16 protein-coding genes are annotated in these 16,350 nt (G+C 53.9%); 8 read left to right on the forward strand and 8 right to left on the reverse strand.

What is annotated here, in order from left to right:
• Positions 1–46 precede the first annotated feature (46 nt).
• Positions 47–1,852: an asparagine synthase (glutamine-hydrolyzing) gene (gene asnB / locus WHS46_04670; GenBank protein ID MEJ5347966.1), complete on the reverse strand. Its 1,806-nt coding sequence runs from the start codon at positions 1,850–1,852 to the stop codon at positions 47–49.
• A gap of 1,151 nt (positions 1,853–3,003) precedes the next feature.
• Between asnB and ilvD the strand changes: the two genes are divergently transcribed.
• The 7 genes from ilvD to WHS46_04705 all read left to right on the forward strand — a co-directional run bounded on the left by ilvD (position 3,004) and on the right by WHS46_04705 (position 8,954).
• Entirely contained in the window at positions 3,004–4,665 is a 1,662-nt protein-coding gene (ilvD, locus tag WHS46_04675) for a dihydroxy-acid dehydratase (protein ID MEJ5347967.1), read from the forward strand.
• A 69-nt stretch (positions 4,666–4,734) separates the two neighbouring features.
• On the forward strand, positions 4,735–5,616 hold the full coding sequence (locus tag WHS46_04680) for a class I SAM-dependent methyltransferase (GenBank protein ID MEJ5347968.1): 882 nt from the start codon (positions 4,735–4,737) through the stop codon (positions 5,614–5,616).
• On the forward strand, positions 5,609–6,625 hold the full coding sequence (amrS, locus tag WHS46_04685) for an AmmeMemoRadiSam system radical SAM enzyme (GenBank protein ID MEJ5347969.1): 1,017 nt from the start codon (positions 5,609–5,611) through the stop codon (positions 6,623–6,625). Before WHS46_04680 ends, amrS begins: the two co-directional genes overlap by 8 nt.
• A complete protein-coding gene (locus WHS46_04690; GenBank protein ID MEJ5347970.1) occupies positions 6,625–7,308 on the forward strand; it encodes an endonuclease III domain-containing protein in 684 nt (227 codons plus the stop codon). The genes amrS and WHS46_04690 overlap by 1 nt, the downstream gene beginning before the upstream one ends.
• On the forward strand, positions 7,305–7,781 hold the full coding sequence (locus tag WHS46_04695) for a universal stress protein (GenBank protein MEJ5347971.1): 477 nt from the start codon (positions 7,305–7,307) through the stop codon (positions 7,779–7,781). The genes WHS46_04690 and WHS46_04695 overlap by 4 nt, the downstream gene beginning before the upstream one ends.
• A gap of 43 nt (positions 7,782–7,824) precedes the next feature.
• Positions 7,825–8,328: a hypothetical protein gene (locus WHS46_04700; protein ID MEJ5347972.1), complete on the forward strand. Its 504-nt coding sequence runs from the start codon at positions 7,825–7,827 to the stop codon at positions 8,326–8,328.
• Positions 8,325–8,954, forward strand: a complete 630-nt coding sequence (locus WHS46_04705) for a shikimate kinase (GenBank protein MEJ5347973.1) — start codon at positions 8,325–8,327, stop codon at positions 8,952–8,954. The genes WHS46_04700 and WHS46_04705 overlap by 4 nt, the downstream gene beginning before the upstream one ends.
• 18 nt (positions 8,955–8,972) lie before the next feature.
• Here the strand turns inward: WHS46_04705 and WHS46_04710 are convergent, their stop codons facing one another.
• From WHS46_04710 to WHS46_04735, 6 genes are all read right to left on the reverse strand, one after another.
• Positions 8,973–11,582: an FtsX-like permease family protein gene (locus WHS46_04710; protein ID MEJ5347974.1), complete on the reverse strand. Its 2,610-nt coding sequence runs from the start codon at positions 11,580–11,582 to the stop codon at positions 8,973–8,975.
• A complete protein-coding gene (locus WHS46_04715; protein ID MEJ5347975.1) occupies positions 11,567–12,346 on the reverse strand; it encodes an ABC transporter ATP-binding protein in 780 nt (259 codons plus the stop codon). Before WHS46_04715 ends, WHS46_04710 begins: the two co-directional genes overlap by 16 nt.
• Complete coding sequence (gene rfaE2 / locus WHS46_04720; GenBank protein ID MEJ5347976.1) at positions 12,330–12,824, reverse strand: D-glycero-beta-D-manno-heptose 1-phosphate adenylyltransferase; 495 nt, start codon at positions 12,822–12,824, stop codon at positions 12,330–12,332. The genes WHS46_04715 and rfaE2 overlap by 17 nt, the downstream gene beginning before the upstream one ends.
• Positions 12,793–13,305 carry a hypothetical protein gene (locus tag WHS46_04725; GenBank protein MEJ5347977.1) on the reverse strand — a complete coding sequence of 171 codons (513 nt, stop codon included), beginning with the start codon at positions 13,303–13,305 and terminating at the stop codon, positions 12,793–12,795. Before WHS46_04725 ends, rfaE2 begins: the two co-directional genes overlap by 32 nt.
• Positions 13,306–13,679: 374 nt before the next feature.
• On the reverse strand, positions 13,680–14,198 hold the full coding sequence (locus WHS46_04730) for a tRNA (cytidine(34)-2'-O)-methyltransferase (GenBank protein MEJ5347978.1): 519 nt from the start codon (positions 14,196–14,198) through the stop codon (positions 13,680–13,682).
• Between the two features lie 24 nt (positions 14,199–14,222).
• Complete coding sequence (locus WHS46_04735; protein MEJ5347979.1) at positions 14,223–14,702, reverse strand: DUF1566 domain-containing protein; 480 nt, start codon at positions 14,700–14,702, stop codon at positions 14,223–14,225.
• A 135-nt stretch (positions 14,703–14,837) separates the two neighbouring features.
• Between WHS46_04735 and WHS46_04740 the strand changes: the two genes are divergently transcribed.
• Complete coding sequence (locus tag WHS46_04740) at positions 14,838–15,695, forward strand: alpha/beta fold hydrolase (GenBank protein MEJ5347980.1); 858 nt, start codon at positions 14,838–14,840, stop codon at positions 15,693–15,695.
• Here WHS46_04740 and WHS46_04745 read toward each other — a convergent pair.
• Positions 15,614–16,261 carry a hypothetical protein gene (locus WHS46_04745; GenBank protein ID MEJ5347981.1) on the reverse strand — a complete coding sequence of 216 codons (648 nt, stop codon included), beginning with the start codon at positions 16,259–16,261 and terminating at the stop codon, positions 15,614–15,616. The genes WHS46_04740 and WHS46_04745 overlap by 82 nt on opposite strands.
• Between the last annotated feature and the right edge of the window lie 89 nt (positions 16,262–16,350).

Here is a 16,350-nt window from a genome sequence, read left to right on the forward strand (position 1 = left end):
GAAGGACATTGTCAAGCCATGGTTGCCCACCGATTCACGCACCGCTTCAGAAGCTGTGCTGCGCCAAAAAAGTCTTGTAGACTTCTTTGAGCCAAGCGCGACGCCAGCTGCCAACGGTGCGAGAGTTGGGGATGAGCCATTCGGAAATAGGGACGGAAAATCCTGTCTTGGCACGATGCGTCAAGGCTTCGGGAGGATTTCCGTTCCAGGCGCAATGGGCTAGAAGGTGCTTGTAATTCCATGAATTGGCGCGCAGCAGACCCACGACGGTTTTCAAAAAGACCACATCCACAAGAGGAACACGTATTTCCAGGCTATGGGCCATACCTGCCCAGTCGGTATCCCGAAGCAGCATATTGCGCATGTACTGGGTGACTTCCAAAGCGGAGACGGCGCGGAAAGGATCCTGAGTCTTTTCAACGGTTCGGTTTAAGGCGACCGTGACTTGAAGTGTTTGCCATCCTTCTCTGGCCATGTCCGAATCCATGAACCGAGAAAGCTCCCAAGGCATATAAACGGCACGTCGCAGCAGGTAGGCTCCGCCAAAACTTCCACCATATTCCAACAAGCCTGCATACTTGGGTGACACCACACGACCGAGCGCGGGTTCCACCAAGGCTCGCACTAGAGCCCCGAAGGCCCCAAAGGGTTTGGCCAATTTGACGATCAAAGGGACATGCCGAAAGGAAGGATAGCCCCCAAAGAGTTCGTCACCGCCCAAGCCTGAGAGGGCCACTTTGATACCCTTTTCTGCGGCCCCCTTACTTACCAAATAGGTATTGATGCCGTCGATGGTCGGCTGGTCCATGGCGTCAAAAAAGTGATCCAGGTTGTCCATGAGATCTTTTTTGGACACCCACCCTGTTTCGTGGCACGTACCCAGCATCTGAGCGACCATTTCGGCAAAAGGCGTCTCGTCGTCCAATCTCCCTCGAAATTCATCAAATCCTAGAGTGAAGGTGCGTAGAGGTATCGGCGAACGGCGTGAAGCCAGGGCGGCAAGGGATGTGGAATCCAGGCCGGCTGAGAGAAACATGCCCACCGGCACATCGGAGACCATGTGGTAGCGCATGGTTTCTTCCAAAGCTTCTCCGAGAACTTCCTCCACTTTTCGGCGGTCCAAAATCGGTTCCGCAGTCGCCCTGCTTGCGATTTCCTTGGCAACATCGCAATGGACTCTTGCCTCAGGTACGGGACCTCCTCTGGAAACCCAGAGTGTGGAACCGGGAGGAAGGCATCGAATGCCTCGGTACAAAGTGAAAGGTTCGGGCACCCAACCCCAAAGGAAAAAGCCTGCATGACCGGCCGGTTCGGGAGACGTATCGGAAACACCCGCAGCCAGAAGAGCCTTGACTTGGCTTGCCACCTTCAAAGTGCCGGCATCGTCTGCATAGTAAAGGGGTTTAATGCCGAAGGGGTCTCGAGCGAGCAAAAGCCCCCCCTTCTTGCCATCCCACAAAGCAAACGCATACATCCCGCGTAGATGCTCAACCATGGACACGCCATAACGTTGATAGAGATGGATAAGAACTTCCGTGTCGCTTTGAGATCGAAACCGAGCTCCTTGAGCTTCCAAGGCGGCGCGCAAGTCCTTGTAATTATAGATCTCACCGTTAAAGGTTATCTGAATCTGACCGTCTTCAGATGCCATGGGCTGCCGGCCCGCCGGAGAGAGGTCGATGATGGCCAGACGTCTATGGGCGAGACCCACCGTACGATCTTCGGAAACCCACACCCCTTCTCCGTCTGGCCCCCGTGACCTTTGACGAGCGTTTACCTTTGCCAACCATTGTTCTGCATCGCTTATAACACCATTGTTTTTGTAGCGAAAAATGGCACCTATGCCGCACATAACTTATCTCCGTTTGTTGTTCCAAGCCCGCCCGTTCGCATGCGAGCCTCACCCCTTCACATTACCCTAAAACGATAAGGTCGCCTCAATTGCATGCGAACCTGCATTTTTTCACGTTTTTTTTAAATGTCGAGAGTTCCGTGCAGGTGCCCGGCTGATCCGCCGGCATTGAGTGCATGGAAGGACGGCTGGGACCGTCCCGACAACTCACAATTCCAAGGTGTCTTGCTGTTTGAACATAGGAGCGAGGCGCCGCCTGGCTTCTATGCCGCAAGGCTTTTGTTTTCCTGGCAGCTCGGGCCTTTGACCTGCCGTTTACGTGTGCGGAATGCCCCCGCTCCCAAGGATAAATTCTCGGTCACGCTCGTAGCTCTGAGGAGCGGACACATGTGTCCGCCACGAAAGACCGTCGTCGGTAAGGGAATATGGGGCGCAGACACCGGTACGCCCCTACAAGGGATTGTGCCGATTGGGCCATACCAAACACCGGCGAGGGGTCTCAAGGCGAAAGGATCCTCTGCAAATCTGCGGGTAAACTCGAGGGGCTTTCGGCAAGAAGCAGGAGCCAAAGCACACAATCCGTAGGGGCGGCCCCATGTGTCCGCCCCCAGGCCATTCAGGAACGACAATCCTTTGGAGCGGACACGCAGGTCCGCCTCTACAGAGAAGGTACCGGAACAAACTTAAAACTTTACCCGACATTGAAAAAAGACCAAGGCTTTCTAGAGAGCTCGATTCCCACCCCGCTCATGATACGGGCGGAACGTTCATCATGAGGGCAGGATGCCCGCGTCCCCAGGTGAATACTTACTCCCCGAAAAGACCCAGCGGTTCGATGTGTTCACTGTTGGGGTACGCTTGAGTGTTTCACATGATAGGTTGTGGAACAGGGTGATTTCGGAGTGGACATATGGATCCGGCGCTTACTGAAGTTTGGCCGTTGGGTGAAATGGAGCGGAAAGCCGTTGCGACCCGGAGCTATGAGGAAGACGAAAGGAAGCCTTTTTCCTTGCAAAGCATCAGGGCGCTACAGTAACCTTCAGTCTTTGGTAATACAACGCCGCAAACGCTTTGATCGGAATTGAAGCGATTTATCCCTCAATAAAAAACGACACCCCAAAGGCCCTGACCCTGACGGAGGAAAAACGGCCATGCGTAGCGATCTTATGAAAAAAGGACCGGAAAAAGCTCCCCATCGATCCCTTTTTAAGGCCATGGGCTACACTCGTGAAGAAATCGATCGGCCTTTGATCGGCATCGTCAATTCCTTCAATGAAATCATTCCTGGGCACATACACTTGGACAAGATCGCCCAAGCCGTAAAGGCTGGCGTGCGCATGGCTGGAGGCACCCCTGTCGAATTTTCCACCATCGGCATCTGCGACGGTATCGCCATGAACCACGACGGCATGCGCTACAGCCTGGCAAGCCGGGAACTCATTGCAGACAGTGTGGAAGTGATGGCCATGGCCCATCCTTTTGACGGCTTGGTGCTTATTCCCAACTGCGACAAGATTATTCCAGGCATGATCATGGCGGCCTTTCGTTTGAACATTCCTTGCATCGTGGTAAGCGGCGGGCCCATGTTGGCGGGTCGAGTCGGAGCAAAGCCCGTGGATCTGATATCGGTCTTTGAAGGTGTTGGTGCATTGAAAGCTGGCATCATCGGCGAAGAGGATCTGGATGAACTTGAAGACAACGCCTGCCCAGGTTGTGGGTCTTGCGCAGGCATGTTCACCGCCAATTCCATGAACTGTTTGAGCGAGGCTCTGGGACTGGCTCTTCCCGGTAACGGGACCATTCCCGCTGTTTCAGCCGCCCGTTATCGCTTGGCCAAAATGGCCGGTATGCGTATCATGGACCTGGTCCGTCACAACGTAAAACCTCGAGACCTGATCACCATGGAATCCTTTGAAAATGCTATCGCTGTGGACATGGCCCTGGGGTGTTCCACCAACACGGTGCTGCATGTGCCGGCCATCGCCCATGAAGCCGGCTACAAGTTGAATCTAGATCTTTTCAACAGCATCAGCGCCAGGACACCGCATCTTTGTTCTCTACGACCCGGAGGCCCTCATTTCTTGGAAGATCTTCATGCAGCGGGTGGTGTTCAAGGAGTTATGAAGGAACTGGCCAAGATCGGCGCCGTTCATCTGGACGCACGAACCGTGACAGGAAATACCGTAGGCAAAAACCTCGAATCCGTAAAACATGTGGACCATTCCGTGATTCGCCCTGTGGATAATCCTTATCATTCGCAAGGTGGGATCGCTATTCTCTATGGCAATCTGGCACCTGAAGGAGCGGTTGTGAAACAAAGTGCCGTAGCTCCAGAAATGTTGAACAGAACTGGACGTGCCCGTGTTTTTGAAAGTGAAAAAGAGGCCGCTGATGCCATCTTGGGTGGTGCCATTCAACCAGGAGACGTGGTGGTCATCCGATACGAAGGACCCAAAGGCGGTCCCGGCATGCAGGAAATGCTTACACCGACGGCAGCCATCATCGGCATGAATTTGGGCAAGGAAGTGGCGCTTATCACCGACGGCCGCTTCAGTGGCGGAACCCAAGGAGCCGCCATCGGACACATCAGTCCGGAAGCAGCGGCCGGGGGGCCCATTGCCTTGGTGGAAGAAGGGGATCTTATTTCTATCGATATTCCAGCCAAGAAACTTAATCTTCTCGTAGACGAAGCCACCTTGGAAGCACGTCGAGCGGCATGGCGCCCCAGGCCGCCACGCGTCCAGCATGGATATCTGGCACGATATGCCAAAATGGTTACCAGCGGCGCTACGGGAGCCGTTTTTTCGGAATGACTTGAAATCGTAAGGTCGTCAATCGTGAAACCGTGAATCATGCATTCGGCATGTTGGGAAGAGGTGGTTGTGGGATACATTTTTCGCCTCGAAGATGCCCTGCGCATGGAAAGATGGGCTGAAACCGAGCCCGGACGCACCGTTTTGCGCTTGGAACGAAATCTGCTCCAACGCCTCTGGAATCCAACGAGTCCGCAACGTGTTCTGGATGTGGGTTGCGGCACAGGCTGGACCCTTCAGTGGCTCGCTCAACTTGGGCATGCCGTCACGGGCGTCGAACCATCGTGGGAATTGGTCCGCTATGCCCAGAGAAAACTTCCTCAGCGTATCCTTATTCATCACGGATTTGCCGAAGATCTGCCCTTCAGTGACAATGAGTTCGATACGGTGACTCTGATCACCACGCTGGAATTTGTTGAAAACCCTCGAGCAGCTTTGGCCGAGGCGTGCCGAGTGGCACGGCGGCATGTGCTTATCGGTACTTTAAACAAATGGTCTCTGACCGGTTGTTATCGCCGCATGGAATTTCTGTGGAAGCCTTCGCTTTACCGTCACGCAGTCTTTCAATCGGTGCTTTCCCTGAAACATCTTCTGGAAGACGTGCTTTATGGCTCCGCGGTCTGCCAGTGGAGAACCTGCCTGGTTTTTCCATTATGGCTTGCCACACATCTGGAGATAGTGGAAGACCACCCGCTTTTCCAATACCAGCCTTTCGGACACTTTTTGGCCATGCGTGTGGACCTTCGTCCCGTGCATAGGCCGGTTCAGGATCCGCTTATGGAACGCGTCGTAGGTGCCGGACCGGCGGGAACCCCTCGATCTTGCTGGCGTCTTCATGGCCGAAATGGGTGTTCCCCATCGACGGGTGTTCCGTGCCAAGGGTCCGTGGTGTCTTCTCGGCGTTCCAGGGCCGTAACAAGATCCCTCGATGAAGGAAGCGGCCATGCATGAAGCGCGTTTTTATACTCAGGAAGAAAAGAACGCCGTGCGTTGCCGCCTGTGCGCGCACGGCTGCCTGATCAAGCCGGAAAAAACCGGATTGTGCGGTGTTCGCCGTAACCTTGAGGGCCGTCTTTATTCTATGGTTTACGGCAAGTTGATCGCAGCCAATGTGGATCCTATAGAAAAAAAACCCCTCTTTCATTTTCTTCCGGGAACTTTCAGTTATTCCATCGCTACGGTGGGATGCAATTTCCGGTGCCTCTTTTGTCAAAATGCGGATATTTCTCAGGCTCCTAGAGACCATGGGGCCGTCTACGGCAGGGAATCCACTCCGAGCTCCGTGGTCCAAGATGCTTTAAGAACACGATGCGCCAGTATCAGCTACACCTATACGGAACCCACAATCTTCATGGAATTTGCCATGGATGTGGGGATCGAGGCGAGAAGAGCCGGCCTGAAAAACGTCTTCGTCTCCAACGGCTACATGACTCCGGAAGCCCTGCAGGTAGCTGCCGAAACCTTTCTTGACGCCGCCAATGTGGACCTCAAAGCTTTTCGAGACCGTTTTTACAAGGAAATGTGCGGCGCCCGCCTCGATCCGGTGCTGGAAACTTTGCAGGGCATGAAACGTTTGGGAATTTGGCTCGAAGTGACGACGCTCCTCATCCCGGGTCTCAACGATGACCCTCAGGAACTCAAGGAACTGGCCGAATTTCTCGTGTCTTTGGGACCGGAGACTCCATGGCATGTGAGTCGTTTTCATCCCACATACCGCTTGACCGATCGACCACCCACACCTGTGGCTACAGTGCGGCAAGCTCGCGAGATCGGATTGAAAGCAGGACTGCGTTACGTGTACACAGGCAATGTGCCTGGAGACGAAGGCGAAAACACTTACTGTCCACAATGTGGCGCCGTCGTCATGAAACGCTACGGCTTTTCCATAAAGCCTCAGGGAATTTCCAAAGGAGCCTGTACGGCATGCGGTGCGCGCATTCACGGAGTGCATTTGCCGTAATGGAGGCCGAGCCTTCCGTTATTCTTCACCATCTTTTCGAAACTCTTTTGGCCGCCTTCGGCCCTCAGGGCTGGTGGCCCGCCGATACGCCGTTTGAAGTCATCATCGGCGCTATCCTGACGCAAAACACCTCCTGGAACAACGTCACCCTCGCCATCAAACGCCTTAAAGCCAGAGACCTGCTGGACCTTTCAAAGATTCTCAACACTGATTCCGATACTTTACGCGAGTGCTTACGGCCTTCGGGTTTCTTCAACCAGAAAACCCGCTATGTCCTGGAGTTCTGCCGACATGTGCACCATCATCACGAAGGAAACTTGTCCGCTTTTCTTCAACAAAACTTGGAAACACTGAGAAAAGAACTTTTATCCATTGCCGGCATCGGACCTGAAACCGCCGACAGCATCATCCTTTACGCCGCGCATCAGCCCAGCTTTGTGGTGGATGCCTATACACGCCGTATCCTATCCAGGCACGGCCTTGTGCCTAGCAACATCGGCTACGAGGCCTTACGCCAGTATTTTATGGACGCTCTTCCCCCCAATGTGTATCTTTTTCAGGAATTTCATGCTCTGCTGGTGCGGGTCGGCCATCTTTATTGTCGTAAAAACCCGCGGTGTGCGGATTGCCCTGTCCTTTCCCTGGAGATGAGAGAACCATCGAAGACGAGGAGATTGCCATGATCCAATTGAAGAAGATTCTGGTTCCCGTAGACTTTTCCGAATTTTCTCAAAAAGCCATTCGCTACGGTGTGGAAATCGCCCGGGATCGGCAAGCGTCTTTGACGTTGATCCACGTGATTAATCAGAGGATCATCGATGCCGTCCATGAGCTGAGTGTAAAAGGTTACAAAGGGGATTTCGTAGAGGCCATGCGCAAGATGGTCCAAGATCGAGAAGAGGAACTCCATCAGCTGTTGCCTTTGGAATGGAGAGAAGGAATTTCTGAAATCCACTTTGAAATCCGTAAGGGCCGTCCGGCGGAAGAGATCATTAACTACGCCAAGGAAAATAACATTGACATGATCGTTGTGGGCACCCACGGCCGATCCGCTCTCATGAGCACCCTCATCGGCAGTGTGGCCAACAACGTGGTCCTTCGAGCCCCGTGCCCCGTTTTGGTGGTACGAGCTGTGCAGCACGATTTTGTCACATAGCCTCATGACTCGACGAGAGCTTATTCCGCCGTCGTGGAGCATCATGTCCGAAGCTCTGTGGCGGCGGTTTTTTCAGGACCTGGATGCCTATCTTTCCTCCGAAACTCGCAGCATTCTTCGATCCTTGGCCCTTCGCACACGTCAGGGTATTGAAGCTTTGGATCCTTTGATGACCCGTTACTGTGCCGACACGTGCCCTCAGTGCGAAGACGTCTGCTGCACGGCGGCGCGCGTGGCCTACAACATCACCGATATGGCCTACCTTATGGGCTTGGAACTGGCGCTGCCGATAGGACAGACCCGCCTGCACAAGGGAGACCCCTGCCGTTATTGGCTTCCCAGCGGCTGCGCCCTGCCCCGGTATCTTCGACCCTATGTTTGCACCTGGTTTTTTTGTGAGGCCCACATGCAGCTCTTTTTCATGGAACCTCCCAAGTTTCAAAGGCATATTCTTTCAATTCTTCAGGACGTTCACGGTCTTAGAGAAGCTATATACCAAACTGTTCGGCCGTACCTTTCGATTCTGCATTTCGAGGAATCCCTATGATGTCTGCTTCACCCGATTCGGGCACCATACGGAAAGATGCCCTTTTTCTCCTTAAACCCCAAGCCCCCAATCTTGTGCTCATCGGTATGCCCGGTGTGGGGAAAAGCACTTTGGGTGTTCTTGTAGCCAAGCAGCTGGCAGCCCCTTTCGTGGACACCGATCTGCTCATACAAGCCGCCCACGGAAAAAGGTTACAGGAAATCATTCTTGAAAAGGGCCTCTCGGGTTTTCGTGCCATCGAACAAGCCACCGTTTGTTCTCTAGGGGTTACCGGCACGGTGATCGCCACGGGAGGCAGTGTGGTCTACAGTTCAGAGGCAATGGAACACCTCAAAGCCCATGGATTTATTCTGTGGCTTGACCTTTCATTACCTTTCTTGGAACAGCGTTTGGGCGACCTGGACGCTCGAGGTGTGCTTCGAGCCCCAGGGCAGACCTTGGAAGCACTCTACCAGGAACGCAAACCCCTTTATGCACACCATGCGCAAGCTCACCTTCTTTTGGATGGCCTCAGCCATGATGAGGCCGTGGACGCCATTCTTCATACCCTCAAAACCCACGGCTTTTTTTTTGCTGAAAAGAAAACCCACGAATGCCGGCACGTTTTTGAAGGGGCCGCCTCGTGAAATTCCGCTATAGGGTTCTCAAGGTTCATCTTCGCGAAGAAGCACGGCCGGACTATAACGGAAAGCCAGGCGTTGCGCCGGAAGGGTAGCGGCCAGGGAAGCGACGGCAATGAGAGGAAACGCCGCAGCCAACTGATGCCAAGGCACGTGGTAAAGAAACGTCCAGCCGAAAGACTGGGCGTTGATCACTTCGATGAGGATCACGGATAAGGCAAACCCGCAAGTGGCGCCTAAGACAAGCCCGACAACGACCATGAAGAGGGCTTCCCACAAAAGCATGCGACGCACTTGGCCTGTGGAAGCCCCTACGGCCTTGAGTGTGTTCAGCGATACCATCCGTTCCAGGACCATAATGGTCAGGGTGGTCATCATGCCCAAACCGGCGATCATTAAAGCCATGATCAGAAGCACCGAGGTCACAGCGAAGGTCTGATCAAAAACCTGAAGAATTTCCCGCCGAAGCGTGCTGCCAACTAAAACGTCCAAAGCATCACGAGATCCAAAACGCTCAAGCAGTTGTCCTCGAACCTCTAAAGCCCGTCGTTGTCTGGTTTCTTCCGATCCCGAGAAAAACAACCGCGCCCCACTCCAGGACCTGTCTTTCGTCCGCTTTTGCAGTACGTTTAAGTCCACATAGATGACAGCGCCCTGCGTCCTATAATCCCTGTAAATCCCGACAACTTGGAACGTCATGGGAACCCCTGAGACCGTAAACTCCATGGAATCCCCAAGCCTAAGCCCTGTTCGATTGGCGAACACCTCACTCACGATGACACCCTCTCCAGATTTCATGGCCTTGTAGGCCTGCTCTTCTTCGCCCTTAAGGAAAAGAAATCCGCCGTGCTTTCTCAGCCCGTCCAAATCGATTCCTTCGAGAGCGCAGTCGACGCCGCGGTAGGTCATATTTATTCTTCGATACGGCACCACAGCGGTTTCGGGAACATCTTTGACGAACTGGACCACAGACTCCGGAAGTGGATCCCGATAACCATTCATGTCCGCCATCACGGGACGGACAAAAAGATCCCCGCTCACCGTCTGAATCACCCAGGCTTCCACGGTTTTTCGAAAGCTGGAAATCATGACCACCAGAGCCGTAAAAAGCCCAACAGCGGTAATAAGAGCGCCTACAGAAACAGCGACACGTGCTCCCGCCTTTTCCAGATGTTTCAAGGCCAGCACACAGGGTTCGCCGGCCACACGGCGCACCAAAGACAAAGGCAGGGTGGTCAATCGCTGCAACATGCCTGGAGCTAAAAGAGAAAACCCGCAAAAAAGGAAAAAAACCGCTGCGTAACCTGCGACCGGAATCCCTTTCACGGGCGGAAGCAACGACAAGGGAAGGATTCCTGCCAAAAGAGCCAGGCCCCAGAATGTTTGGCGCCGCGTTCTTGCCTCCCCGTACGAAGCAGAGCTTCGAGGACGAATGGCTTCCGTGGCAGAAACCGCCATGACACTATGAGCGGGCTGTAAGGCAGCCAAGGCTGCCACACCGGATGTCAAGATAACGGAAACCAGCACATCCCAGGCGCTCACGGCAACCGTCCGCACATCCACCCTTGCAAAAAGCACGGTGACCGTCTCGCTGACTGCTTTCAATAAATCCCTGGTAAACAATAAGCTTATGGGTATTCCGACCAACCAGGCGAGAAGCCCAAAGACCAAGCCGTCCATGACAAAGAGGCCAAAAACGAAGCGAGTGGAAGCCCCTATGGATCGCATGACGGCGATCTCTCGGCGCCGAGAAACACTGTTAAAGGCTGTAAGGCTGTAGACAAGAAACATGCCCACAAAAAGAGACACAAAACTGAGCACCGAAAGGTTTTGCTCATAGGCGGCCACCATGGATCGAGATGATCTTTCACGTTCTTGAGGTTGATAAAGGGAATAAGTGGAGGCCAGGGTGTCTTCCAGTTCACGTAACCCTCTCTCCTTTTGTCCCTCTTGGAAAGCACCTTCCACACGATCCACAATGTCACCACGCCCCAAGAACTCTTGAATGGTGGCCAAATCCGAGAGAAGAATCCAACCTCCTTCCGCCAATCCTAGACCTTCGTCTCTGAGAATGCCCAAAACCCTGAGGGTTTTCTGACGGTTCTGATAAAAGACTCTGATGTCTGATCCGGGTTGCACACCTAAAGAGTGAGCCGCCGATGATCCCATGAAAACCGTGTCAGGTTCACCGATGAGGCGCATCCAATTGTGAAGCCCTTCGGATTTTTCAAGCTGCTGCACCGCCCAAGGTCTTAGCGGGCGGTCTAAAACAGGATCCACACCCACCCAACGCAGCACGGTGCCACCTCCCTCTCTGGATAAGGGTTCGGCGCGAACCGTCAATACAAGCAGTGGGGACACCGTCTTGATATGAGGCCGAGATAGCAGGTCAAGAACCAAGGAATGCGGTGGGATTCCACCCGGGCGTGTCACCACAAAATCCGCACTTCCCGACAAAGCGTCCATACTCTGGACAAAGGAACGCACGGATGTGGTCGTTGCAAGCCGCACGGCGACAAAGACGCCTGACCCAAGACTTAACCCTAGAATCACGGCGAGCGTGCGCCACACATGCCTACGAGCATGGCGAAGAGAAAACCAGGCGTAGATTCGCAGCCCTAAGAAGACAGACATCGATCTTCCACAATGATGCCGTCTCGAAGACACAAACGGCGCGTGGCCACTTCATCGGCGATGCTGCTGTGCGTGGCCATAACGATGGTGCGTCCGTATTCTCGATGGAGAGACTCAAGGATGTCGATGACTCGAACACCGTTGGCAGTGTCTAGATTTCCGGTCGGTTCGTCGGCAAGGATGAGGTGGGGGTCGTTGACCAAGGCTCGAGCGATGGCGGTGCGCTGAGCTTCCCCGCCCGAGAGTTCTCCCGGCACATGATGAAGACGGTCCAGCATATCCAGCCATTCAAGCCAATGCAAAGCTTTGGATCTGGCGGATTCGTAAGAGGTTCCTGCCAAGAGCGCTGGAAGACACACATTTTCTAGAACCGTTAAGGTGGGCAACAGATGAAAGTTTTGGAAAACGATTCCGACCACTCGGCGACGGTATCGGGTCAGTTCACGCTCGGTCAGGGCGGCCACATCATACCCTGCCACGTGCAACCGACCTGAGGTAGGCCGATCCAGACCGCCGAGCAACGCCAGAAGGGTACTCTTTCCGGAACCGCTATCGCCTTTGAGAAGGACAAATTCCCCGGAAAGCACTTCAAAGCTCACACCGTTCAGTCCGGCCACCCCCACGGGACCTAGGCGATAAACACGGGACAGGTTTTCCGCTCGAATCATGGAGGAAACATTCATGGAAGTTTTGGTCTTGGAAGGATTCGGCACATCGGCCGCGAAAGATTTCCCTTGATAGGTTCGGTCACGGTGTAAATCCATGGTGACGCAGAATCTTTTCGATAAGACTAGTGGTGGAAAAGCCTTCGACCACGGGAATGCGTACTACGCTTCCACCTCGACGTGTCACCCAGTCAGCACCGACAATCTGGTTCAAAGGCCAGTCGGCTCCTTTCACCAACACATGCGGCTCCACACTTTGAATCAGTGCCAGGGGATCCGGATCATCAAACAGCACCACGCAATCCACGCAATGCAATCCCGCCACCAATTCCGCTCGAGCCCTTTCATGCACCAAAGGCCTTTGCGGGCCCTTGATACGGCGAACCGAATCGTCGGTGTTGACACCCACGATGAGATAATCCCCCAGGGAACGGGCTTCTTCCAGGTAACGCAAGTGTCCCACATGCAGCAAATCAAAGCATCCGTTGGTAAAAACAAGACGCCGCCCTTGCTCCCTTAGGACTCGACTTAGGCTAGCCGCTTCTTCAAGCGGTCGAACTTTTTCCCTGGCCCTCATGCTTGCTATCGTCGTGGGCCTCAACAGGACCCTCCGTCATCTGCTTCAATAACCGCTCCACTTCTTCTCGAGGCGTCTCATGGGAGAGGCTCACATGCTCGCTCTCCAAAGCGTCGATGATTCCTTCCAGATACATCTTGATCCAAAAAGGCAAGCTGGCCTGATCGGCATTGGTCACACGAATGACACGGCCAGGGTCTTCCACGAACACTTCCCCACGGAAAATACTCTTCAAATAAAGGAGGGCCTGACGGCCCTTGCCGCGCCGTCTCGCTCCTTCCACTTCCAGATGGTAAATGGTGATCTCTTTGGTGCCTTGAGGGCTCAAGGACACGCTCAACTCTCCCCAAAAGGCTCCCGGTTTTCGAAACCGAAGCACTTCCATGGGACCGTGCCCTTTGAGAATGGTCAGGAGATCCTTGATGGGCAGATCACCGTAAGCAGCTTTCCAGATGATGCCTTTCCACTCGATTTCCGCCACTTTTTTTCACTCCGGATGTCCGACACAATGGCAACGATGAAGTCGAGGATGTCGCGCGCTTGCCTTCGCCAAGCTTTCTTTCCGCTTCTCGAACGGCGCGCCTGAGATCGCGTTCCCACAGGGACACATCGTGCGCGGAAGATGTGCGAATCGTGAAGGAACTTAGGGGAGGATCCTTCGTCGAGCAGGCCCTGCTCTCAAAAAAAATCACTCAGTAATGGGTCCCTCGACCCACCACGACAGCATAGAGTTCCATTTCCCGGATCTCGGGACAGAGCTCGGTCATCCTCAACACAAGGCCTTCTTTGGACAGCGTCTCCATGGATTCCCTTTGCGTTTTGGATGGGCAAAGCCTATTCAGGGGTAGGCCCTTTTTACAGGGGAATCACCGCCTGGGCTCGGCTTACGGCCGACTGCCGTCTTAATTGCCTGCGTGCTTCAAAGAGGGCGATGCCTACCGCTGTCGAAAGGTTGAGACTGCGCACATAGGAACTTTCCATGGGAATTTTCAAGACCCTGTCCGCATGGGCTTCCAGAAGCCATGCGGGAAGCCCTCTGGTTTCAGAGCCGAAAACGAGACAATCGCCAGGTTCATAGGCAAATCGGTCGTAATCCACAGACCCTTTTTTAGAGAAAAAAAGAAGCCTTCGACCTTCCATGTAGCGAAGAAAATGTTGCAAAGATCGATGAAGGATCACTTGAACGTACGGCCAGTAATCGAGACCGGCGCGTTTCAAATGCCGGTCCGTGAGGCGAAAGCCCAGGGGTTCGACCAGGTGAAGCGGGGTAAGCACGGCGGCACAGGTACGAGCCACATTGCCCGTGTTTGGAGGAATCTCCGGCTCCACCAAAGCCACCTCCAGCGGTGCTTCAGTCTCCTGAAACCTTTGCAATCGAGCTCCTACTTCCTCTTAAGGCTAAGCCCGACTTCCTCGCACAGCCCGCACGAAATGGTTGGCGTACTTTTGTTCCACCACATACATCTCGCCGTAGTAGAAATCGGCATACACGGACTTGTGGTGGCCCACTTCTGTGCTACTCCATACGCAGCGTTGTTCTCCAAAGATGGGATCTATGTAGAGCCCGGTGGAAGGATTTTCTTCGGTCGTCAGTAGGGTGGCCAGTTCTTCTTGAGTGGGATAACGCCAGTCGTCGAAGCCTCCCCAGCCGGTTCGATTGAGCTGCTCAATATAGGCGAAGCCCTCAGGCCACATGAGTCTGTCCGAGGAACCCTCCCGCTGCCACATGAGACCTGTGAGCCGATCGATAACGATCTGATCCTTGAGCAGGGTGAACCGCGCCGTCATAGGCTTCTCCTCCATATGAAAGTCCAATGAACGGGTTGTCTGAAAACGAGAAACATGAGAAAACCGGTCGGCATGCAGCATTTCGTTCATGGTGCCCCCCATTTCGCTTTTGCATGGGAACGTCCAAAATGCAAGTTACATACACCAAAGGGTCCCGAATCCGCAAACGCCAATTGAATCGTCAAAAGATGCTGAACGGTTAGCTCAAAAGAAGGAAAAAACACAATGCCCATGTTCGTGACATCTTCGCTGGAGCTTTACTACGAAATCCACGGAAACGGTCCGAACCTCGTTTTGGTCAGTGGTCTTGGCGGTGGAACCTGGTCCTGGTACGGACAAATTCCCTTTTTCAGCCGACATTACCGCACCATCGTCTTTGACAATCGAGGTGCCGGCCGATCCTTTATCCCCCCAGGGCCATACACCATGCTGGACTTTGCTCAGGATACCCTGGCCTTGTTGGATCATCTCAAGGTTCACCGATGTTTCATGGTCGGGTTGTCCATGGGAGGTATGATCGCTCAGGAAACAGCCCTCTTGGACCCGGACCGGTTTGAAGCGCTCGTGCTTGGATGCACCCATGCCGGAGGGCCCCGGAGAGTGTCTCCGTCTTCCGAAGTTCTTGCGCGCTTCATGGATAATAAAGGGCTAACTCAGGAAGAGGTCGTAACCAAAAATCTTCCTTTTTTTTTCAGCGCCGACGCCTTTGCGCATCACCGAGAAGTGATCGAAGAATACAGGCGCGTGCAAATCAACGCGCCCTTTCAGAGCGAAGAAGCTTTTTTCGGTCAACTGACCGCCATTCAAAACTTCGACGCCTCCGGTCGTCTGACCCAACTGAGGATCCCTACCCTTGTGGTGACCGGCACAGAAGATCTTCTTGTTCCGGCCGCCAATGCCCATGTCCTTTTTGAACTTCTCCCTAACGCTCTGCTTGTGGAACTGGAAGCTGCCGGGCATGCCATTCACTTTGAATGCCGTGAGGCGCTGAACGCCCTGATTCATGCGTTCTTTGCCGATCCCGTCACAGAATCCAGAAAGTTTCCCAAGAAACGCCGAATTTCCTGTTCTCGGCCCCAGTAGAAATGATCGGCATGAGGGCACAGGTCCAAATGCAGAAGCCTTTCAGGCGATTTCTGACTTTCAACCCATGCCCTGACTCGCTCCACCTTGGCAAAGGCATCGCCGTCCCCGACCAGGATCCAGGTCGGGCACGGTGGAAGAAGAAGATCGGTAAAGTCCAAGAAATCCACAGGTGGGGAGACCAGGGCCAGCGTTTGCGGGTCAATGCCTTGAGCACACGCTCTGACGGCTACCCAGGCCCCAAAGGAATATCCGGCAAGGTGAAGGCCTTGCACGCCACGCTCATGCAACCATCGATGCACAAACACAATGTCCTGAACCTCCCCATCCCCGTCTCCGTAAGTTCCCGTGCTTCCTTCAACCCCTCGGAAATTGAACCTCAGGGTGGTCCAGCCACGGGCTCCGTACGTTGACTCCAAAGCCAAAACCACATTGTTTTCCATGGACCCACCGTACAGAGGATGAGGATGGCACAACAAAGCCCCATGTTCCAAGGACCTCCATTGCACCCTTGCTTCCAACCGATGTGTTCCGCAGTCGATGTAAACATGTTCCGCTGAAGTCATGGCCGATCAATCTCCTTGCAGAATCTCGTCAAAGTCGATTAAGGGAAAAGAGAAAGGCTTCAAGAGTTCTATTGGCACGACCACTTTTG

Source organism: Desulfosoma sp. (assembly GCA_037481875.1).
Taxonomy (GTDB): domain Bacteria; phylum Desulfobacterota; class Syntrophobacteria; order Syntrophobacterales; family DSM-9756; genus Desulfosoma.